Here is a 20,270-nt window from a genome sequence, read left to right on the forward strand (position 1 = left end):
GGGGGGTGCTCACCGCGCGCGTGGGGCCGGTGCGACCCATCCTGGTCGCATGAGCCCGAAGACCTCCGAGCGCGGCGGCCCGGCCGCCGGGAAGAGCGGTGGCCGGGGCGGGCCGGTGACGCCCTCGCGGGGCAGCGTGGTGCTGCTCGCCGTCCTCGTCCTGATCCTCGTCTTCGAGAACACCCGCGCCACCAGGATCAGGATCCTGCTTCCCGAGGTGACGATGCCGCTGTGGATGGCGCTCCTCGCCACCGGGGTCATCGGTGCGCTGTGCGGGGCGTATTCCGTGAAGCGCAGGCGATAGGCCGTCGTAGGGTGGCGGGATGCCGCACACCGCATCCCGCTACCTCGCCGAGGGCCCCCGCGTGGGCATACGCCACTTCACCTACGAGGACGGTGCCGAGTTCGCCGCCCGGGTCCGGGAGAGCAAGGACCTGCACCACCCCTGGTTGTTCCCGCCGGACACCGCCGACGCCTACACCGCCTACGCCGGCCGGCTGATCGAGGACCGGACCAAGGCCGGGTTCCTGGTCTGCGAGAAGAGCGAGGGCGGGGCCATCGCCGGGTTCGTCAACATCAACAACATCGTCGAGGGCGCCTTCCTCAGCGGCGCCCTCGGCTACGGCGCCTTCGCGCACGCGGTCGGGCGCGGGCTGATGCGCGAGGGGCTGGACCTCGTGGTGGGGTACGCGTTCGGGCCGATGCGGCTGCACCGGCTGGAGATCAACGCGCAGCCCGCCAACACCGCCTCCATCGCCCTCGCCCGCAGCTGCGGCTTCCGCCTGGAGGGCTTCTCGCCCAACATGCTCCACATCGACGGAGCCTGGCGGGACCACGAACGCTGGGCCGTCACCGCCGAGATGCGGGCTTCCGGTTGACCTTCATCGTGTCGAGGTCCGTGACCGTCGACTTCAGCGCGCCGAAGCCGTAGCCGAGTCCCCGCAGGGCGGCCTCGGCGCGGTCCTCCGCGATCGCGCCCGCCATCTCCTCGCCGTCCGCCGCGTCCGACACCACGACATAGCGCATCGAGAAGTGCTTCAGCGGCGCCGGCTCGTACGACAGGGAGCCCTCCTCGGAGAACCGCATGCTCGTCAGGCCGTGCTCGGGGGCCTCGGCGAGCAGGCGGGCGCGGGCCTCGTCGGTGAGTCCGTCCCAGGTTCCCCGGACGATCACCCGGTAGGTGTGCTGCTCGCTCATGTGCCGTTCCGCTCCCTTTCGCAATCCTTTGGACGCCCGACTCTACGCCGACGACGATGAACCGCATACGAAATATCGTGTGCAGGGCAGTAGGGCCCGTGGCCCCGCTCGCCGAGGTCGTCGTGGGCGGCTTTGCGTAATCCTGACCGTTAGCTCCCCTGGGCAGGGCACCGGTTGCCGGGTTCCATGGTGATCGTGACGACGATCCGACGTGACGTAGTGACAGTGCCCGCCGCACAGCTGGGCCCGGACAACCCGCTCCCGCCGCTGAGCCCCCTCGACGAGGTCCACCGCATCGACGACCGGGACCGGGAGGACCTCCCGCGCGACGTTGCCCGGCAGGTCGGCCACGCTCCCCTGCGCAGTCTGCTGCCCGTGCGGGTGCGGGACGGGTACGGGCGGACGCGTGAACCCCGCGACATCGACGCCCTCGTGATCGAGAACGACCGCCTGCGCGCGACGGTTTTCCCCGCTCTCGGCGGTCGGATCGCGTCCCTCGTCCACAAGCCGACCGGCCGTGAACTCCTCTACCGCAACCCGGTGTTCCAGCCCGCCAACTTCGCCCTCAACGGCGCCTGGTACTCCGGTGGCATCGAGTGGAACATCGGCGCGACCGGCCACACCACCCTCTCCTGCTCGCCCCTGCACGCCGCCCGTGTACCCGCCCCCGACGGCGGCGAGATGCTGCGGCTGTGGGAGTGGGAACGGCTGCGGGACCTGCCCTTCCAGGTCGACGTGTGGCTGCCGGAGGGCTCCGACTTCCTCTACGTGGGCGTCCGCGTCCGCAATCCGCACGAGCACCCCGTGGCCACCTACTGGTGGTCCAACATCGCCGTGCCCGAGGAACGCCGGGTGCTCGCCCCGGCCGAGGAGGCGTGGCACTTCGGTTACGAGCGGCGGCTGCGCAGGGTCCCCGTCCCCTCGTACGACGGAACCGACCGCACGTATCCGCTCAACAGCACCTTCGCCGCCGACTACTTCTACGAGGTGCCCGACGGCCGGCGGCGCTGGATCGCCGCGCTCGACGGCGACGGGCACGGGCTGGTGCAGACGTCCACCGACGTGCTGCGCGGCCGCAAGCTGTTCGTGTGGGGCACGGGGAGCGGCGGGCGGCGCTGGCAGGAATGGCTCACCGAGCCCGGCACCGGCGGCTACTGCGAGATCCAGGCGGGGCTCGCCCGTACCCAGCTGGAGCACGTACGCCTCGAGGCGGAGAGCGAGGTGTCGTGGCTGGAGGCGTACGGGCCGCTGACCGCACCGCCGGAAGGGGAGTGGACCGACGTGCTGCGCGAGGCGGAGGGACGGCTCGAAGAGGTCCTCCCGCGCGCCGACGTCGACGCCGCCTACGAGGCGTGGAGGGCGCACGCCGACACCGAGCCCGGCGAGATCCTCGCCACCGGCTCCGGCTGGGGCGCGCTCGAAGTGCTGCGCGCCGACTGGAAGCTGCCCGGCACCCCCTTCGGCGAGCACACGCTCGGCGACGCCCAGGCACCGTGGCGTGAGCTGCTGCGCACCGGGTCCTTCCCCGAGCCGCGCCGGGTACGGCCGCCCGGCGGCACCCTCGTCGCCCCGCACTGGCGGGACATGCTGGAGAGCGCGCCCGCGACCCCGCTCACCGAGTACCACCTGGGTGTCGCCCAGTGGCACGCCGGCGACCGGGCGCAGGCGGTGCGCAGCTGGGAGCGCGCCCTCGAACTCGCGCCCTCCCTCTGGCCGTTGCTGCGCTGCCTCGCGGTCGCCGACCGGGAGAGCGGCAATCTCGAGCGGGCCGCCGACCGGTACGCGGACGCCTTCGACGACCTGTGCCACGAGCGACGCGACAACGGCGAGTCGTGGACGGCGGCCACCGCCGCGCTCGGCCGTGAGGCGGTCGAGGCGCTGCTCGCCGTACGGCGGCCGGCGGCGGCGCGGGCCGTGTGGGCGCGGCTGCACCCGGAGACCCGGGCGCGTGGCCGGTTCCGGCTGCTGGAGGCCGAAATCCTCTACGCGGAGGGCCGGCGCGAGGCGGCACGCGCCGTCTTCGACGCGGGCTTCGAGGTCGCCGACCTGCGGGAGGGCGCCGAGGCCCTCGACCGGCTGTGGGCCCGGGTGAGCGACGGACCGCTCCCGGCGCGCCACGACTTCCGCATGCGGCCGTCCACGCCCTGAGGCGCGGGGCAGGTGACGTCCGGGCGAGAGCGGTGAGGTGAGGTCCTACGGGTGGCGGCGGTCCACGTACTCGTACACCGCGCCGTCCGGATGCCGCACGATCAGGTTGCGGCCCACCGGTGTCGGGACCGGGCCCGCGATGATGTCGGCGCCCGACTCGGTGAGGACCTTGTGGGCCTCGTCGACGTCCGCCACGGCGATCGTCGCGGCGACCTTGCGCAGCACCTCCAGCTCGGACTCCGGCCCGCTCATCAGCAGGAAGCAGCCGACCGCGGCCACCTGGACGCCCGCGCGCTCGAAGCGGAGGGCTTCGGCTCCGGCGAGCCGTTCGTAGAAGCGGACCGAGGTCTCGAGATCGTCGACGCAGACGCGCAGCGTGGCTCCCAGAATCTCCATACGGGCGAGCCTAGTTGACCGAGTGACGTCGCGGGCCGCGGGTACCCGGCGGCCGTGGACAGCTTGGAACGCCTGGAGCATCTCGACAAGCATCTGGTCGACGAGCCGGCGCGGCCCTCGCGCTCGCCGTGGGACTGGCCCTCGCGATCGTCCTGCCCGACTGGGCGGCCGCGCTGATCACCGCGGTGATCCTGGGCGCGGTGGCCTACGCGCTGCGCGGTGCGGCCCGGCCGAAGCCGGCGCAGCCGGGCACGGGGCTGCCGCGGCGGCGGGCGTGAGGCACGGGGGCGAGGAACCGGCGGACGTTTGGGCCCCCTGGCCAGGGGGACGCGGAAAGCCTCGTACGCGAGGTACGCAAGACCTCGTCCGCCTCTTCATGCCCTCGTACGCCCCACAGCCGGAGGCGAGCCCCCGTGAGTCGACCCCGCATCGTGATCGTCGGCGCCGGCTTCGCCGGTTACCGGACCGCCCGCACCCTGTCGCGCCTGGTCCGGCACAAGGCCGCGATCACGCTGCTGAACGCGACCGACTACTTTCTGTACCTGCCCCTGCTGCCCCAGGTGTCCGCAGGCATCCTCGAACCGCGCCGGGTCACCGTGTCCCTCTCCGGCACCCTGCGCCATGTACGCCTGGTTCTCGGCACCGCCGACGGCATCGACCTCGACGGGCGCACGGTGCGCTACACCGACCCCGAGGGCGGCACCGGCACCCTGTCCTACGACCGGCTGGTGCTCGCCGTCGGCAGCGTGAACAAGCTGCTGCCGATCCCCGGCGTGGCCGAGCACGCGCACGGCTACCGGGGCCTGCCCGAGGCCCTGTACCTGCGCGACCACGTCACCCGGCAGGTGGAGCTCGCCGCGGCGGCCGACGACGCCGACAGTCGCGCCGCCCGCCGCACCTTCGTCGTGGTCGGCGCCGGATACACGGGCACCGAGGTCGCCGCGCAGATGAAGATGTACACGGACGAGCTGGTACGCAGGCACCCGCTGCGGGGCGCCGCGCGGCCGCGCTGGCTGCTGCTGGACATCGCCTCGCGCGTCCTGCCCGAGATGGACGAGCGGCTGTCGCGCACCGCGGACCGCGTGCTCCGGCAGCGTGGCGTCGACGTGCGCATGGGGACCTCCGTGAAGGAGGCGACCCACGACGGAGTCCTGCTGTCCGACGGCGAGTTCGTCGACACCCGCACCTTGGTGTGGTGTGTCGGGGTACGGCCCGACCCGTTCGTCGAGTGCAGCGGGCAGCCTCTGGAGCGGGGACGGCTCATCGTCGACCCGTACCTCCAGGTCCCGGGCCGGCCCGAGGTGTACGCCTGCGGTGACGCGGCCGCCGTACCCGACCTGAACAACCCGGGCGCGTTCACGCCGATGACGGCGCAGCACGCCTGGCGGCACGGCAAGGTCGCCGGCCACAACGTCGCCGCGTCGCTCGGAGTCGGCGAGCGGCGCCCCTACCGCCACCGTGACCTGGGCTTCGTCGTGGACCTGGGCGGCGTGAAGGCGGCCGCCGACCCGCTCGGCGTACCCCTGTCCGGGCCACCCGCGGCAGTGGTGACCCGCGGCTACCACCTCGCGGCGATGCCCGGCAACCGTGTCCGGGTCGCCGCGGACTGGCTGCTGGACGCCGTACTGCCACGGCAGGCCGTCCAGTTGGGGCTCGTACGCTCCTGGTCGGTGCCCCTGGACACGGCGTCCCCGGAGCTGGCCCGCATACCGGGCGACCCTCAGCGGCTGCCGCCCGCCCGACCGGCGGGGACCGGCCCGGAGCCCGCGACGAGCCGGCCCGGCGGTGCGTCTGCGAAGAGTCAGCCGGGCGGCGAGCCCGCGAAGAACCAACCAGGTCCCGAACCGGCCGGGCACCACCTCGCCCCCGGCCCCGTCAAGCGCGCCGACATCCCCGATATCCCCGACAGCAGTGCCGAAGGCAGTCCCGAAACCCCCGAGCACCCCGCGGAAGGAGACTCATGAACACCCGTGAACTCGTCGAACTGGCCCAGCAGTTGCGCGTGGACAGCGTGCGCGCGGCCGACGCCGCGGGCTCCGGGCACCCGACGTCCTCGATGTCCGCGGCGGACCTGATGGCCGTACTGCTCGCCCACCACCTCCGCTACGACTTCGACCGCCCCGCACACCCCGCCAACGACCGCTTCGTGCTCTCCAAGGGACACGCCTCACCCCTGCTGTACGCCGCCTACAAGGCGGCCGGCGCCATCGACGACGCCGAGCTGCTCACCTTCCGCAAGCTGGGCAGCCGTCTCGAAGGCCACCCGACCCCGCGACAGCTGCCGTGGCTCGAGACCGCCACCGGATCGCTCGGACAGGGCCTGCCCGTCGGCGTCGGCATCGCGCTGGCCGGCAAGCGGCTCGACCGCACCGACTACCGCGTATGGGTGCTGTGCGGCGACAGCGAGCTGGCCGAGGGGTCCGTGTGGGAGGCCGCCGAGCACGCGAGCTACGAGCACCTGGACAACCTGATCGCGATCGTCGACGTCAACCGGCTCGGCCAGCGCGGCCCGACCCGGCACGGCCACGACCTCGACGCGTACGCGCGCCGCTTCCACGGCTTCGGCTGGCACACCGTGGAGATCGACGGCCACGACGTCGACGCGGTCGATCGCGCCTTCGGCGAGGCGGAGTCGACGAAGGGGCAACCGACCGTGATCCTCGCCCGCACGCTCAAGGGCAAGGGCGTCGCGTCCGTCGAGGACCGCGAGGGACTGCACGGCAAGCCGCTGCCCCACGCCGAGGAGGCGATCGCCGAACTCGGCGGCCCGCGCGACCTGCGCGTGAGCGTGCAGGAGCCGCCGGACACCCGCATGCTGCACTCCGTACGCACCGGGCAGCTGGAACTCCCGCGCTTCGAAACGGGAGACCATGAAGGGGGCGTCGCCACCCGCGACGCCTACGGCAAGGCGCTCGCCGCGCTGGGCACCGCCCGCGGCGACGTCGTGGCCCTCGACGGCGAGGTCGGCGACTCCACCCGCAGCGAGTTCTTCGCCAAGGAGCATCCCGACCGCTACTTCGAGTGCTACATCGCCGAACAGCAGATGGTCGCAGCCGCGGTGGGGCTCGCGGCACGTGGCTGGGTGCCGTACGCCTCGACGTTCGCCGCGTTCCTCACGCGCGCGTTCGACTTCGTGCGCATGGCCTCGATCAGCGGCTCCGGCATCGTCCTGAACGGCTCGCACGCGGGTGTCGCGATCGGACAGGACGGGCCCTCCCAGATGGGCCTGGAGGACCTGGCGATGTTTCGGTCGGTGTACGGCTCGACCGTGCTGTACCCGTGCGACGCCAACCAGACCGCCAAGCTCGTCGCGGCGACCGCCGGTCTGGAGGGCGTGCGCTATCTGCGCACCTCGCGCGGCGCGAGCCCCGTGATCTACGGCCCGGACGAGGAGTTCCCGGTCGGCGGCAGCAAGGTCCTGCGCACCTCCGACGGGGACCGGCTGACGATCGTCGCGGCGGGCGTCACCCTCCACGAGGCACTGTCCGCCGCCGAGGCGCTGGACGGGCAGGGCATCCCGGTCCGGGTGATCGACCTCTACTCGGTCAAGCCCGTAGACCACCGCACGCTGCGGCAGGCGGCCGAGGAGACCGGCTGCCTGCTCACGGTCGAGGACCACCGCGAGGAGGGCGGCCTCGGCGACGCGGTCCTGGACGCCTTCCTCGACGGCCGTCCCGTGCCGCGTCTGGTGCGGCTCGCGGTCCGTACGATGCCGGGCTCGGCGACCCCGGCCGAGCAGCTGCACGCCGCAGGCATCGACGCCGAGTCGATCGCGGCGGCCGCGCGGCTGCTGGTGGAGGAGGCGGTCGTGCGGTGAGCGCGGGCGGCGACCGGGCGACGGACGGGGGAGCCAAGGACGACGGGAGCGCCAAGGAGCACACCAACTGGTGGGAGACCGACCCCGCGCTGTCGTCGAAGGCGCGACGGGACGAACTCGCCAGGGAGAACACGGAGTTGCGGGAACGGCCGGCCCAGCTGGAGCCGGGCCGCGCACAGAAGGAGGCACCATGACCGGACTGCGGTACGTCTACGCCGTCTGCCGCCCCTTCCGCGCGGCCCTCCAGGCCGAGCTCACCGGGGTGGCGGGCGCGCCCGTCGGGCTGCTCAACCACCATGGCCTCGTCGCCGTCGTCTCCGCCGTTCCCAAGCAGGACTTCGCCGAGGAACCGCTGCGCGCGCACCTGGAGGACCTGGACTGGCTGGCCGCCACCGCGCGCGCCCATCAGGGCGTGGTCGACGCGCTCACCGCCGTCACCACACCGCTGCCGCTGCGGATGGCCACCGTCTTCCGGGACGACAGTGGCCTGCGCGTCATGATGGAGGCACGCGAGGCCGAGTTCGCGCGCGCCCTCGAGCGGCTGGACGGGCGGGTCGAATGGGGCGTCAAGGTGCACGTGGAAGCGCAGTCGGCCGACCGCGCCCACGAGGAGCTGTGGCAGCGCGCCGAGGAATTCGCGACCCGACTGCACGAGATGCTTTCCCGGTACGCCGAGGATTCCCGCCTCCACGCCCCGCAGAACTCGGCGCTTTCCGACGCGTCCGGGCGCAACGTACTGAATGCGTCCTATCTGGTGCCGCGGGCGGATTCCGAGGAATTCGTGGAACTGGTGGACGGCACGAAGGACGACGCCCCCGGAATGCGGGTCGAACTGGCCGGTCCCTGGGCGGCCTATTCTTTCGCAGGGGAGGAAGGGGCGGAGGGGACAGAGGGGGAGGGAAAGGAGTGACTGTCGTGCTGCGCGGGCGCTACGGACTGCGGCCCGAGGACCTGAACCTGGACCTCGGGCCGCTCGGACCACTGCTTCCCCGGGGTGAGAATCCCCGGGGTCGATTCACCACCTGTACCAGCGGCCCCTGCCTCCGGCTGCGCTCGTTCCGCGGAACAGGAATCCAAGCAGCCAAAGGACCAGAACTATCAGTGCGATCCACCAGAGTAGTTTGACTGCGAATCCGGCACCGAAGAGAAGGAGCACCAGAAGCAGTACGAGAAGGACGGGAATCATAATGTGAACCTCCTTCTCTCCGTGTTTCCCGAATGCGCAGATTCAGGCTTCCTTGCGGCAGAGAATTTCTCCGTGCAGGACGCTGAACCAGCCGTCCTCCCGCTCGCCCCACGCCCGCCAGGCGTCCGAGACGGCCCGCAGTTGCGCCTCGGTCGCGTGACCGCCTCCGGTGGCCCGGTCCGCGTACGCCGAGGCGACCGTGCGGTCCGCCCACAGCCCGCTCCACCACTCCCGCTCCTCGCGGGTCGAGAAGGTCCAGGTGCCGGAGGTGGTCGTGATGTCCGTGATGCCCGCCGCCAGCGCCCACGACTTCAGCCGGCGTCCGGCGTCCGGCTCGCCGCCGTTCGCGCGGGCGACCCGGCGGTACAGGTCCAGCCAGTCGTCCATGCCCGCGGATTCGGGGTACCAGGTCATCGCCGCGTAGTCGGAGTCGCGGACCGCGATGAACCCACCCGGCTTCGTCACCCGCTTCATCTCGCGCAGCGCCTGCACCGGATCGCCGACGTGCTGGAGCACCTGATGGGCGTGGACGACGCAGAACGTGTCGTCCGGGTAGTCCAGGGCGTGGACGTCGGCGACGGCGAAGTCGGTGTTGGTCAGACCCCGCCCGGCGGCCGTGGCCCGCGCCTGGTCCAGGATCCCCGGCGCGTGGTCGACGCCGGTGACGTGCCCGTCAGGGACCAGTTCGGCCAGGTCGGCGGTGATGGTGCCCGGGCCGCAGCCGATGTCCAGGATCGCCATGTGGGGCTTCAGCGAGCCGAGCAGGTACGCGGCGGAGTTGGCGGCGGTGCGCCAGGTGTGCGAACGCAGCACGGACTCGTGGTGCCCGTGCGTGTAGACGGCGGTCTCCTGAGCTTTCGGCATGGCTGTGCCCTTCTCGTCGGCTTCGCGTACCGGCCCTCGCGGGGCTTGCGACCCGGCGGGGCGATGCATGTCACCGTACGCACGGATGCCGAATAATGAGACCGTCGTATTGCCATGTGGACTGACGGATCATCAGTTCTGCTGGTTGCCGGTCAGCGGGCGGTACACGACCAGCGCCTCGGGCAGCTTCTCCAGCGTCACATCGCCCTCCACCTCGGTGACTTCACCGTCGTACGCGAGAAGCGTGCCCGGCTCGACGCCCGACAGGCGCAGCCGGCTCACCTGGACCGCGGCGTGGGCGGGGGAGCGGGTGAGCGGTCCCGCGGCGGCGGCGGCGAGCAGACGCAGCGCGGGCCTGCGGCCCCCGAGCACCACCCGCACGTCGAGCCGTCCGTCGGCCAGGTCCCTGCGTCGGCCCGGTGCGAGGCCCATCCGGTGGTAGGTGCCGTTGCCGGCGAACAGCAGCCACAACGGGCGGGTACGGCCGCCGAGTTCGGCCGTGAGCGGGTGACGGTCCGCGCGCAGGACGCGCAGCGCCGCCAGCAGTCCGGCCGGCCAGCCGCCGATCCGGTGCGACCAGCGGTCCCGCTCCCGCACCAGCTCCGGATAGACGCCCAGGCTGCAGGTGTTGAGGAAGATGCCCTGCGTGTCCCCGACGCTGAACCGGCCCACGTCCACGCGCACCGCCTCACCGCGCTGCACGGCCCGGCTCAGGTCCCGCTCGTCCTCCACGGACAGGTCGTAGGCGAAGTGGTTGAGCGTGCCGCCGGGCAGCACCGCCAGCGGCAGGCCGTGGCGCAGGGCGACGTCCGCGGCCGCGTTCACCGAGCCGTCGCCGCCGCACACGCCGAGGACCCGGGCGCGGCTCGCCGCCTTCTCCAACGCGGCCCCGACATCGGCCGGTACGCACTCCACGACCTCAGCGAGCGGCAACGCGTCCCGCAGGGCCCGCACCCGGTCCACGGTGCCCGACGCGGTGTTGGCCACGACCACCAGACCGTCCCCGTCGGGCAGGGCCGGGGCCCCGGCACGCGGCCGGGCCGGCGGCACGACCTGGGCGCGGGTCGGCACCATGCCCCGTACGGCGAAGGCCGCCCCCGCGCCCAGCGCCGCGCCCGCCAGCACATCGCTCGGGAAGTGCACCCCGGTGTACACGCGGGACATGGCCACGGAGAACGCCACCGGCGCCACCACGGCGCCCCACGCCGGCGACTCCAGCGCGACCCCGGTCGCGAACGCGGCCGCCGACGCGGAGTGCCCGGACGGGAACGACGTGGTGATCGGCTGCCGCTTCAGCTGCCGGACCAGCGGTACGGGGTCCAGGACCGGGCGGGACCGGCGCACCGAGCGCTTGCCGAGGGTGTTGATGGTCAGGGAGGCCAGGCTCAGGGAGGCGAGACCCCGGGCGGCGGCCCGGCGGGCCCGCGGCGTACGGCTCGCCGCGATGGCGGCCGCCGCCGTGAACCACAGCACGCCATGGTTCGCGCTTCGGCTCAGCCGCGGCAGCACGGGCTCGGCACCCGGCCAGTGACGATCGGCGGCGAACTCGAACAGGCGGCAGTCGAGGGCGAGCAGCCGGTCACGCACGGCGTGGCGGCCGGGCTTCAGGACGGTGAGGTCGACGTCTGGGCTCATGCGGTGACGGGTACCCTGAAGTGGTCGTTTCCTGCCTGGGACGGCACCACTGCCGAAGGGTCACCGCATGCGTCTGCTCCTCGTCCGGCACGGCCAGACCCCCACGAACGTCGACTTCCTGCTGGACACCGCCGTCCCGGGACCGGGCCTGACCGCACTGGGCGAGCAGCAGGCCGCGAGGCTGCCGGAGGCCCTCGCCGACGAGGACATCGAAGCGGTCTACGCCTCCACCCTCATACGTACCCAGCTCACCGCCGCGCCCCTGGCCGCCGCCCGCGGTCTCGACGTGACCGTGCGTGACGGCATCAGGGAGATCTCCGCGGGTGACCTGGAGAAGCTGCCCGGCGACTCCGAAAAGGGCGAGCTCTACATGCGTACGGTGTTCGCCTGGGCCGCCGGAGACACCGCGCTCAGAATCCCCGGCGGCGAGAGCGGCACCGAGGTACTCGCACGCTACGACGCCGTGATCGCGGAGATCGCGGACACCGGCGCCGGCACGGTCGCCGTGGTCAGCCACGGCGCCGCGATCCGCATGTGGGCCGCCGCCCGCGCCCACAACGTCGACGTCCCCTTCGCCGCCGCCCACCGCCTCGAGAACACCGGCGTGGTCATCCTGGAGGGCACCCCGACCGACGGCTGGAAGGCCCTGACCTGGGCAGGCGCCACGGTGACCCCCACGGGCGAGGGCGGCCCGACGGGCCGGCCGCTGGACGAGACGGGCTGAGCGGAGCCGCACGGTCGGATAAGCATTTGGCGGGCGCGGCGGGGGACCCGCAGAATGCCTCTTCATGGGACATCTGGAAGCCGCGCACCTCGAGTACTACCTCCCCGACGGGAGGGCGCTGCTCGGCGATGTGTCGTTCCGGGTGGGCGAAGGGGCCGTCGTGGCCCTTGTCGGGCCCAACGGCGCGGGCAAGACGACCCTGCTCCGGCTGATCTCCGGCGAGCTGAAGCCGCACGGCGGCACCGTCACCGTCAGTGGCGGCCTCGGGGTCATGCGGCAGTTCGTGGGCTCCGTACGGGACGAGACGACCGTACGGGATCTCCTCGTGTCGGTCGCGCCGCCGCGCATCCGTGAGGCCGCGCAGGCCGTCGACCAGGCCGAGCACGGCATGATGACCGTCGACGACGAGGCCGCCCAGCTGAAGTACGCGCAGGCACTCTCCGACTGGGCGGAGGCGCGCGGATACGAGTCCGAGACCCTCTGGGACATGTGCACCACGGCCGCGCTGGGCGTGCCGTACGAGAAGGCACAGTGGCGGCAGGTGCGCACGCTGTCCGGCGGTGAGCAGAAGCGGCTGGTGCTCGAGGCGCTGCTGCGCGGCACCGACGAGGTACTGCTGCTCGACGAGCCCGACAACTACCTCGACGTACCCGGCAAACGCTGGCTGGAGGAGCGGCTGAAGGAGACCCGCAAGACCGTGCTGTTCGTGTCGCACGACCGGGAACTCCTCGCCCGCGCCGCCGAGAAGATCGTGTCCGTCGAACCCGGCCCCGCCGGCGCCGACGCCTGGGTGCACGGCGGCGGCTTCGCCACGTACCACGAGGCCCGCCGCGAACGCTTCGCCCGCTTCGAGGAGCTGCGCAGGCGCTGGGACGAGAAGCACGCCCAGCTGAAGAAACTGGTGCTGAGTCTGCGTCAGGCAGCATCCATCAGCCACGAGTTGGCGTCCCGCTACCAGGCCGCCCAGACCCGGCTGCGCAAGTTCGAGGAGGCCGGGCCGCCGCCGGAGCCGCCGCGCGAACAGGACATCACGATGCGCCTGAAGGGCGGCCGCACCGGCGTAAGGGCCGTCACCTGCAAGGGACTTGAGCTCACCGGCCTGATGACCCCCTTCGACCTGGAGGTCTTCTACGGCGAACGGGTCGCCGTCCTCGGCTCCAACGGCTCCGGCAAGTCGCACTTCCTGCGGCTCCTCGCCGGCGACGACGTGGCGCACACGGGGGAGTGGAAACTCGGGGCACGTGTCGTGCCCGGGCACTTCGCCCAGACGCACGCGCACCCCGAGCTCCAGGGCCGCACCCTCCTCGACATCCTGTGGAAGGAGCACGCCCAGGACCGCGGCGCCGCCATGTCCCGCCTGCGCCGCTACGAGCTGACCCAGCAGGCCGAGCAGAACTTCGAGCGGCTCTCCGGCGGCCAGCAGGCCCGCTTCCAGATCCTCCTGCTGGAGCTGGAGGGCGTCACGGCCCTGCTCCTGGACGAGCCGACCGACAACCTCGACCTGGAATCCGCCGAAGCTCTTCAGGAAGGCTTGGAGGCCTTCGACGGCACGGTGCTCGCGGTCACCCACGACCGCTGGTTCGCCCGCTCCTTCGACCGCTACCTGGTCTTCGGCAGCGACGGCCGGGTCCGCGAGACCCCGGAGCCGGTGTGGGACGAACGGCGGGTGGAGCGGGCCCGGTAGCCACCCGGGGAGTCACGGACGGTGCGGGCCTCCTTCGCCGGCCGCCGCTCGCGCACGTACGCAGAGGCCCAGGGGCCCGGATGTTCGTACAGTGGATTCAGGAATGCGAGTTCCATGGCTCCCTCCCGGAGGCCGTTCGGGGGAAGTGCGCACGGGCGGGTACTCGGACCGCATGGACGAACACGACGAGCGGGGTACCACCATGAGCGGAGTCGACCCGGCGCGACTGGACGACCAGCAACTGATGAAGGAGCTGGAGAACATCCACCGCACGCGCCACGACACCCTGCTGTACGGCTCGAACGACGCGCTGCGTACCCACAACGAGCGCATGGCGCAGCTGGAGGGCGAGTACCTGCGGCGCAACCCCCGCCGCTTCGTGTCGCCGGGCCGCACCCGTGACGGCGCGCGGGAGCGGGCCGCCGCGTGTGCGGAGGGGACTCCGGTGGGGAAGTGGGGACCGGGGGCGGGACACGGCGGAGCCTGACCCGTCCCCGGTCGACATGTCGGGGACCGCAGACCTCTGCCTCAGGCGGTCTCCGGTGCCGCGAACACGTCCAGGAACGCCTCGCAGAACGCCTTGAGGTCGCCCGGCTTACGGCTCGTGACCAGCTTGTTGCGGCCGTGATCGCAGATCTTCACCTGCTCGTCGACCCAGGTGCCGCCCGCGTTGCGGATGTCCGTCCGCAGGCTCGGCCAGGAGGTCAGCACCCGGCCGCGTACGACGTCGGCCTCGATCAGCGTCCACGGGGCGTGGCAGATCGCGGCGACCGGGGCGCCCCGCTCGAAGAAGTCCCGCACGAACGACACGGCCTTCTTGTTCATCCGCAGGAAGTCCGGATTGGCCACCCCGCCCGGCAGCACCAGTGCGCCGAAGGAGTCCGCCGACGTCTCGCCCACCACCTCGTCGACCGGGAAGGTGTCCGCCTTGTCCAGGTGCTCGAAGGCCTGGACCTTCCCCGCCCGGGTCGACACGAGCACAGGCTCGTGACCGGCGTCGGAAACCGCCTTCCACGGCTCGGTCAGCTCCACCTGCTCGACGCCCTCGGGTGCGGTCAGAAACGCGATACGCATGATGTTCGACGTCCTTTCGTGGCTCGCCGACGGGACGTGGCGTCACCGATGTCCACGGTGACGCCAGTTTCTGCGATCTTCTGTGCCGGATCCCGTCTCATCGGCGGCCCCGGTCCTACGTACCGGCAGGCCCTCGGCGCGTCACCGCCTCGGCCAGCTCCCCGAGGTTGGCGTAGCGCGCCGGGCGTGGCAGCGCCGCCACCGCCTCGATCAGCAGGTCGGGCGCGTTCTTGTCGCGCAGTACGTGCATCAGCTCGCTAGGGGTCGCCGGAAAGACGCTGCGGGCCAGAAGCCGGGCCAGCTCCAGGCGCGCCGTCGCCAGGGACGCACCGGAGCGCCCCGGTGCCACGAGCTCGACCCAGATCTGCGGATCGTCGTCGGCGCCCGGTTCCGGGTCGTGCCATTCCTCGGTGCGCGTGGGGTGCCCCGACCTGAGCAGTTCCTGCAGTTCGTGCTTCATTTCCTCGTCCCGGTGGACGCTCAGCCGGTCGCTGCCTCGCTGCATGTCTCCCTCCAGTCCTTCGGGGGTCGGACACCGCGTACCCGAGGAGCGCACGCCGACACGGCCGACACGGGGTTTACCGGCCCAAGGCGGAAATAGATTCCGCAGAGGCCTCCGGAACGGCCGGCCTACTCCCGCGTCGGTACCGGGCCGGGTCACCCTCCGGGAGTGCGGAAGACCTGCCGGGCGTCTGCCGGGCGCCTGCCGGGCGTTTGCCGTCCAAGGCCGGGGGCAGGCGCAGACCCAGTGCTTCGGACAGGAGGCACGTCCGTGGGAGCGGTGAGTGCCACGCCCCCGGACGCGCCTGTCCGGACGATGGCCGCGTTCCCACGGTGACCGTCCGCCCCAGAGCATGCGCAAGGGAGTTGCGACGCACCATGGCACATCGAGCGAGCGCGAAGCACCACCCGCACCACGACGCCCCCGACACCGCGGAAGCCTTCCGCCGACTCGCCACGCTCCCCCCGGGCCAGCAGCACGACACGCTCCGTGAACAACTCGTGGAGGCCTGGCTGCCGATGGCCGACCGGCTCGCCGGACGCTTCCGCAGCCGCGGCGAGAACTTCGAGGACCTGCGCCAGGTCGCGGCCCTCGGCCTGATCAAGGCCGTCGACCGCTACGACCCGGAGCTCGGCAACGCCTTCGAGAGCTACGCCGTCCCCACCATCACCGGCGAGATCAAGCGGCACTTCCGCGACCACATGTGGACCCTGCATGTGCCACGCCGGGTCCAGGACCTGCGCAACCGCGTCCGAATCGCCTCCCAGGACCTTTCGCAGAGCGTCTCGGGCCGTCGGCCCGGCGTCGCCGAGATCGCCGAGCACGCGCACCTGAGCGAGGAGGACGTCAGGACCGGCCTGGAGGCCCTGGAGAGCTTCACCGCGCTGTCGCTGGACGCGGAGCTGCCCGGCAGCGAGGACGGGTACTCCCTCAGCGAGGCCCTCGGCTCGCCGGACCCCGCGCTCGACACGGTCGTGGACCGGGAGGCCGTCAGGCCCCGGCTGGCGGCACTGCCGGAGCGGGAGCGGGTCATCCTGTACCTGCGGTTCTTCGGGGACATGACGCAGAGCCGGATCGCCGAGCAGCTGGGCATCTCGCAGATGCACGTGTCGCGGCTGATCAGCCGGAGCTGCGACCGGCTCAGGGATCAGGTGATGCGCGAGGTGGCGTAGCGCGCGGCGCGGTGCGGCGTGAGGGGCGTGGTGCGCTGCCGGGTGCGGGCCGTGCGGCGCCGGCCGCGCAGTACCCCGCGTGGCCGGCGGGGTTGCGGCCGGCGTCGGCTTCTTCACCCGGTCGGCCCTGCACTGTCCCGCTAATGGTGTCCGGCGGCGCGCGGCCCGGCGCCGGGCGGGCTGTGATGGCTGCGGGGCACGACCGGAGTGTCCCGACAGCCGCCAGGCCGAAGGAGCCCGCCCCATGCGCCGCACCGCCCGACTCCTGTCCGTCGTCTCCCTGGCCGGTGCCGCCATAGTCACCGGCGCGCCGGCCGCCTCCGCGGACCCGGCCGCGCAGGTCAGCCCCAGCACACTCGCCCCGGGCGGCAACGTCGCCGTCCCGGTCCCCTGCGACGACCCCGGCGGCTTCCCGACCGAAACCGACCAGGTGGGCGGGCCCGCCCACCGCGGCACCGCCCGCATCGCCGCCGACGAGGACTTCGCGGGCGAACCGGACGCCGTCGGCACGAACTCCGGGGGGACTGTCGACGGCACCTGCCCGGGGCCGGCCGACGACACCGGCCAGAGCTGCGGCGACGAGCAAGGCACATCCTGCGAGAGCGGTACCGGCGGCGACGGCGGACGGGACAGCGGCACCGGCAGCGAGAGCGGTGGTGGTGGGGACAGTGGCGTGGGCAGCGGTAGGGACAGTGACGGTGGTGGGGACAGTGGCGCGGGCACCGGCAGCGAGAGCGGTGGTGGTGGGGACAGTGGCGTGGGCAGCGGTAGGGACAGTGACGGTGGTGGGGACAGTGGCGTGGGCAGCGGTAGGGACAGCGGCGGCGACAGCAGCCAGTCGTGCGCCGAGGCACATACCGAGCCGCGCACGGAGACACCTACCGGGCCGCGTACCGACGCCTGCTCGGGAGCCGCCGCGATGCCGCACGGCGTGGAGGCCGGCGAGGGCGGCGCCTTCACCGGGTCCGTCCCCGCCCTCGTAGCCGGTGGCCTGTTCATCGCGGGCGCGCTCGGCGCCGCCGCGCACCGACTGTGGCACCGCGGATCCACCCGGGAGTACTGACCCGCCCAGAGGGGTGACGGGCGCAACGCGAGCGGGCGCTCATGGCAAGGCGCCGGGATGGGTACCCGAAGCCCCCGAGGGCACGATTGCGCGCGAGAGCCGCGAGCGCACACGGCACCACAGCGCTGGAACAGGGCACCACGACTGCGCGGAGGTACGCATGCGGCGGACGGACCCCGAAGGCCACGGCCCCGTCCGCTACGGGCCGCCCCTCCCCGACGACGGACTGCCGCTGCTCCCGGAACTGTCCGAGGTGCTTGCCACGGCCGCGGGCCGGGCCGGAACGGAGCCGGTAGGCGGCGGTGCGACGCTGCTGGAGGCGGCGTGCGGCTACTGGGCCCGGCGCGGACTGGCCGCCGCAACCGACCGTGTGGCCGCCGCTCCCGGCGCGCCGACGCTGCTGGTCGCGCTGACCGCCGCGCTCGGCGGCGACGTGCTGGTGCCGCGGCCCTGCGCCGCCTGGTGGGCCCCGTACGCGCGCCTGCTGGGCAGACCCGTGTTCCATGTGGCGACCCCGGCCGAGTGCGGCGGCGTACCGGATCCGTACGCCCTGCTGGAGACCGTTCGCCGGGTCCGCGCGGAAGGCGGCGACCCGCGGCTGCTCGTGCTGTCCGTCGCCGACGACCCCACGGCCACCGTCGCCCCGCCCGAGGTGCTGCACGAGGCCGTCGAGGCCGCCGCGGGCGAGGGCCTGTACCTGGTCAGCGACGAGACATGGCGCGACACCGTGCACGACCCCCACGCCACCGTGCTGTTCAGCCCCGCCGAGATGCTGCCGGAGGGGGTCACCGTGGTCAGCGATCTGGCCGGCGCGCTGCTGCCGCCCGGCTGGCCGGCCGCCGTCGCCCGCTTCCCCGAGGGCGCCACCGGGGACGACCTCCACGCGCGCGTGCTCGATGTGCTCACCGCGCTGGGCGCCCGCGTCGCGGCGCCGGTCGCCGCGGCGGCCGGGTACGCCCTCGCCGAGCCCGAGCCGGTCACCGCGCGCGTGGCCGCCGCCGTACGCCTGCACGCGCGTGTGGCCGCCGCCACGTACGCCGCCGTGGTCGCCGCCGGCGCGCTCGCCCGCCCGCCGCAGGCCGGACGCCATCTGTACGCCGACCTGAGTCCGCTGCGGGCCGCGCTGGCCCCACACGGCGTGGGCGACGCGCAGGAACTGGAGGACTTCCTCACCGCCCGGCTCGGCATGCCCGCGCCGGGCGGGCACCGCTTCGGCGACGACCTCGGCGCACTGCGCGTACGCCTGTCCACCGCACCGCTGCTGGGCGGTACGGACGAGGAGCGCGCGGAGTGTCTCGGTTCACCCTCACCGTGGGAACTGCCGCACGTGCAACGCGCGTTGATCACCTTGAGGTCGGTCTTCGACGATCTCCGCGACGACGCTCAGCGATGGGAGCCTCCTCGATGACGCAGCAGTCCGAGTCGACCACCACCACTAGTACGACGACGACCACGACGACCACGCAGGAAGCCGGAATCCCGGCGGACACCTCCCTTTTCGCGCCCCCGTTCCCGCCGCTCGCCGAACCCCGGCCGCTGGGGGAGCGGCGGGTGTGGCCGCGCACTTTCCACGACCGGCTGACCGCCCCGCTGCCCGGCCTCAAGGCCATCGCCCGCTTCGCCCGCGAGGGCTCCGTCCGCCCGGGCAAAGAGGGCCTCGCCGACATCCCCCGACTGCCCTACGAGCCCGGCCCGCTGCCCCGCGTGGACACCCGCACCGTCGCCGTCACCTGGGCGGGGCACGCCAGTTGGGTGGTGCGCGTCGGCGGGCTGACCGTCCTCACCGACCCGGTCTGGTCCCGCCGTATCCTCGGCACCCCGGCCCGCATCACACCCGTCGGCGTCGCCTGGAGCGAACTGCCACGCGTCGACGCGGTCGTCATCAGCCACAACCACTACGACCACCTGGACGCCCCGACGCTGCGCCGACTTCCGCGCGACACCCCGGTGTTCGTGCCCGCCGGGCTCGCGCGCTGGTTCCGCCGCCGCCGATTCACCACCATCACCGAGCTCGACTGGTGGGAGGCGGCCGAACTGGGCGGCGTCCGCTTCGACTTCGTGCCCGCCCACCACTGGTCCAAGCGCAGCCTCACCGACACCTGCCACAGCCTGTGGGGCGGCTGGGTGCTCACCGATCCGGACGGGCAGCGCGTCTACTTCGCCGGTGACACCGGCTACGGCCCCTGGTTCGCCCGTATCGGACAGCGCTACCCGGGCATCGACCTCGCCCTGCTCCCCATCGGCGCGTACGACCCGCGCTGGTGGCTGAGCGACGTCCACTGCGACCCGGAGGAGGCGGTCAGGGCCGCCCAGGACCTCGGCGCCCGCCGCCTGGCACCCATGCACTGGGCCACGTTCGTACTCTCGGCCGAACCCGTCCTCGAGCCGCTCACCCGGGTGCGGGCCGCCTGGGAGAAGGCGGGCCTGGCCCGCGAGGACCTGTGGGACCTGCCGATCGGAGGCTCACGAGTCCTGGACCGGAACCTGTCCTAGGGACCGAGCAGCCTTGACGAAGTCCGGTGCGGTATCGCGCCCCGTAAGGGGCGCGGGGCTGTGTCGATATGGGGCTCCGCCGCGTGGGCGCGACCAGCCCCCACCAGCCCCCACCGGCCCGCGGGTTCGTCATCGCGCTTCCAGCGGAGCGCTTGGTCGGGCCCGGTCAGGCCCTGGCGGTCTTCCGCATCCGTCGCCACACGCTCGGCGTGGGGGGGGGGGGCCCCCCCGGCGCGCCGCCCCGCCCCCCCCCCCCCCCCCCCGCGCTCAGCAAACAAACCCACCCGCACGCCCGCACCACGAGAGAAGAACAGC

21 protein-coding genes and 1 pseudogene are annotated in these 20,270 nt (G+C 72.9%); 15 read left to right on the plus strand and 7 right to left on the minus strand.

The annotated features are described in order from the left end of the window. Positions 1-49 precede the first annotated feature (49 nt). Complete coding sequence (locus tag ABT114_RS14255; RefSeq protein ID WP_351142163.1) at positions 50-304, plus strand: LapA family protein; 255 nt, start codon at positions 50-52, stop codon at positions 302-304. Between the two features lie 19 nt (positions 305-323). Continuing rightward, positions 324-878: a GNAT family N-acetyltransferase gene (locus ABT114_RS14260; RefSeq protein ID WP_351142164.1), complete on the plus strand. Its 555-nt coding sequence runs from the start codon at positions 324-326 to the stop codon at positions 876-878. Here ABT114_RS14260 and ABT114_RS14265 read toward each other — a convergent pair. After that, entirely contained in the window at positions 850-1,197 is a 348-nt protein-coding gene (locus tag ABT114_RS14265; RefSeq protein WP_351142166.1) for a DUF6204 family protein, read from the minus strand. The genes ABT114_RS14260 and ABT114_RS14265 overlap by 29 nt on opposite strands. Before the next feature lie 186 nt (positions 1,198-1,383). Between ABT114_RS14265 and ABT114_RS14270 the strand changes: the two genes are divergently transcribed. Next, positions 1,384-3,345: a DUF5107 domain-containing protein gene (locus tag ABT114_RS14270; RefSeq protein ID WP_351142167.1), complete on the plus strand. Its 1,962-nt coding sequence runs from the start codon at positions 1,384-1,386 to the stop codon at positions 3,343-3,345. 45 nt (positions 3,346-3,390) lie between these two features. Here ABT114_RS14270 and ABT114_RS14275 read toward each other — a convergent pair whose 3' ends face one another. Next, positions 3,391-3,741 carry a VOC family protein gene (locus ABT114_RS14275; RefSeq protein WP_351142169.1) on the minus strand — a complete coding sequence of 117 codons (351 nt, stop codon included), beginning with the start codon at positions 3,739-3,741 and terminating at the stop codon, positions 3,391-3,393. A 128-nt stretch (positions 3,742-3,869) separates the two neighbouring features. Here ABT114_RS14275 and ABT114_RS50585 point away from each other — a divergent pair, with 128 nt between their 5' ends. The 5 genes and pseudogenes from ABT114_RS50585 to ABT114_RS14300 all read left to right on the plus strand — a co-directional run bounded on the left by ABT114_RS50585 (position 3,870) and on the right by ABT114_RS14300 (position 8,468). Continuing rightward, positions 3,870-4,019 carry a hypothetical protein gene (locus ABT114_RS50585; RefSeq protein ID WP_502988319.1) on the plus strand — a complete coding sequence of 50 codons (150 nt, stop codon included), beginning with the start codon at positions 3,870-3,872 and terminating at the stop codon, positions 4,017-4,019. 135 nt (positions 4,020-4,154) lie between these two features. Continuing rightward, positions 4,155-5,705 carry an NAD(P)/FAD-dependent oxidoreductase gene (locus ABT114_RS14285; RefSeq protein WP_351142171.1) on the plus strand — a complete coding sequence of 517 codons (1,551 nt, stop codon included), beginning with the start codon at positions 4,155-4,157 and terminating at the stop codon, positions 5,703-5,705. Next, on the plus strand, positions 5,702-7,558 hold the full coding sequence (locus ABT114_RS14290) for a transketolase (protein WP_351142173.1): 1,857 nt from the start codon (positions 5,702-5,704) through the stop codon (positions 7,556-7,558). Before ABT114_RS14285 ends, ABT114_RS14290 begins: the two co-directional genes overlap by 4 nt. 65 nt (positions 7,559-7,623) lie before the next feature. Then, a pseudogene (locus ABT114_RS14295) lies at positions 7,624-7,752 on the plus strand (gas vesicle protein); the annotation flags it as partial. Further along, positions 7,749-8,468, plus strand: coding sequence for a GvpL/GvpF family gas vesicle protein (locus ABT114_RS14300; RefSeq protein WP_351142175.1), 720 nt, complete (start codon positions 7,749-7,751; stop codon positions 8,466-8,468). The pseudogene ABT114_RS14295 and the gene ABT114_RS14300, both read left to right, overlap by 4 nt. Positions 8,469-8,573: 105 nt before the next feature. Here the strand turns inward: ABT114_RS14300 and ABT114_RS14310 are convergent, their stop codons facing one another. The 3 genes from ABT114_RS14310 to ABT114_RS14320 form a co-directional block, all read right to left on the minus strand. After that, a complete protein-coding gene (locus tag ABT114_RS14310) occupies positions 8,574-8,744 on the minus strand; it encodes a DUF5670 family protein (protein WP_351142176.1) in 171 nt (56 codons plus the stop codon). A gap of 42 nt (positions 8,745-8,786) precedes the next feature. Further along, positions 8,787-9,608 carry a class I SAM-dependent methyltransferase gene (locus tag ABT114_RS14315; protein WP_351142178.1) on the minus strand — a complete coding sequence of 274 codons (822 nt, stop codon included), beginning with the start codon at positions 9,606-9,608 and terminating at the stop codon, positions 8,787-8,789. A 132-nt stretch (positions 9,609-9,740) separates the two neighbouring features. Continuing rightward, positions 9,741-11,243, minus strand: a complete 1,503-nt coding sequence (locus ABT114_RS14320; RefSeq protein ID WP_351142180.1) for a bifunctional phosphatase PAP2/diacylglycerol kinase family protein — start codon at positions 11,241-11,243, stop codon at positions 9,741-9,743. 67 nt (positions 11,244-11,310) lie between these two features. On the opposite strand from ABT114_RS14320, the gene ABT114_RS14325 reads away from it, so the two are divergent. The 3 genes from ABT114_RS14325 to ABT114_RS14335 all read left to right on the plus strand — a co-directional run bounded on the left by ABT114_RS14325 (position 11,311) and on the right by ABT114_RS14335 (position 14,138). After that, complete coding sequence (locus ABT114_RS14325) at positions 11,311-11,967, plus strand: histidine phosphatase family protein (protein WP_351142182.1); 657 nt, start codon at positions 11,311-11,313, stop codon at positions 11,965-11,967. 64 nt (positions 11,968-12,031) lie between these two features. Further along, the gene (locus ABT114_RS14330; protein ID WP_351142184.1) at positions 12,032-13,651 is read left to right on the plus strand and encodes an ABC-F family ATP-binding cassette domain-containing protein; all 1,620 of its coding nucleotides are present in this window, start codon (positions 12,032-12,034) and stop codon (positions 13,649-13,651) included. A 172-nt stretch (positions 13,652-13,823) separates the two neighbouring features. Beyond that, complete coding sequence (locus ABT114_RS14335) at positions 13,824-14,138, plus strand: DUF6158 family protein (protein WP_351142186.1); 315 nt, start codon at positions 13,824-13,826, stop codon at positions 14,136-14,138. A 41-nt stretch (positions 14,139-14,179) separates the two neighbouring features. Here ABT114_RS14335 and ABT114_RS14340 read toward each other — a convergent pair whose 3' ends face one another. Together ABT114_RS14340 and ABT114_RS14345 are read right to left on the minus strand one after the other, a co-directional pair. Then, positions 14,180-14,725, minus strand: a complete 546-nt coding sequence (locus ABT114_RS14340; RefSeq protein WP_351142188.1) for a type 1 glutamine amidotransferase domain-containing protein — start codon at positions 14,723-14,725, stop codon at positions 14,180-14,182. A gap of 115 nt (positions 14,726-14,840) precedes the next feature. Then, on the minus strand, positions 14,841-15,230 hold the full coding sequence (locus ABT114_RS14345; protein ID WP_351142190.1) for a DUF2795 domain-containing protein: 390 nt from the start codon (positions 15,228-15,230) through the stop codon (positions 14,841-14,843). A gap of 374 nt (positions 15,231-15,604) precedes the next feature. Here ABT114_RS14345 and ABT114_RS14350 point away from each other — a divergent pair, with 374 nt between their 5' ends. From ABT114_RS14350 to ABT114_RS14365, 4 genes are all read left to right on the plus strand, one after another. Further along, positions 15,605-16,399, plus strand: coding sequence for an RNA polymerase sigma factor SigF (locus ABT114_RS14350; protein WP_351142192.1), 795 nt, complete (start codon positions 15,605-15,607; stop codon positions 16,397-16,399). Positions 16,400-16,643: 244 nt separating this feature from the next. Continuing rightward, positions 16,644-17,462 carry a hypothetical protein gene (locus tag ABT114_RS14355; RefSeq protein ID WP_351142194.1) on the plus strand — a complete coding sequence of 273 codons (819 nt, stop codon included), beginning with the start codon at positions 16,644-16,646 and terminating at the stop codon, positions 17,460-17,462. A gap of 160 nt (positions 17,463-17,622) precedes the next feature. Then, positions 17,623-18,870 (plus strand): aminotransferase class I/II-fold pyridoxal phosphate-dependent enzyme, encoded by a 1,248-nt coding sequence (locus tag ABT114_RS14360; RefSeq protein ID WP_351142196.1) that lies wholly within the window; start codon positions 17,623-17,625, stop codon positions 18,868-18,870. Then, positions 18,867-19,955, plus strand: a complete 1,089-nt coding sequence (locus ABT114_RS14365) for an MBL fold metallo-hydrolase (RefSeq protein ID WP_351142198.1) — start codon at positions 18,867-18,869, stop codon at positions 19,953-19,955. The genes ABT114_RS14360 and ABT114_RS14365 overlap by 4 nt, the downstream gene beginning before the upstream one ends. Positions 19,956-20,270 lie beyond the last annotated feature (315 nt).

The organism is Streptomyces sp. NPDC002088, from assembly GCF_040296605.1.
Lineage (GTDB): Bacteria > Actinomycetota > Actinomycetes > Streptomycetales > Streptomycetaceae > Streptomyces.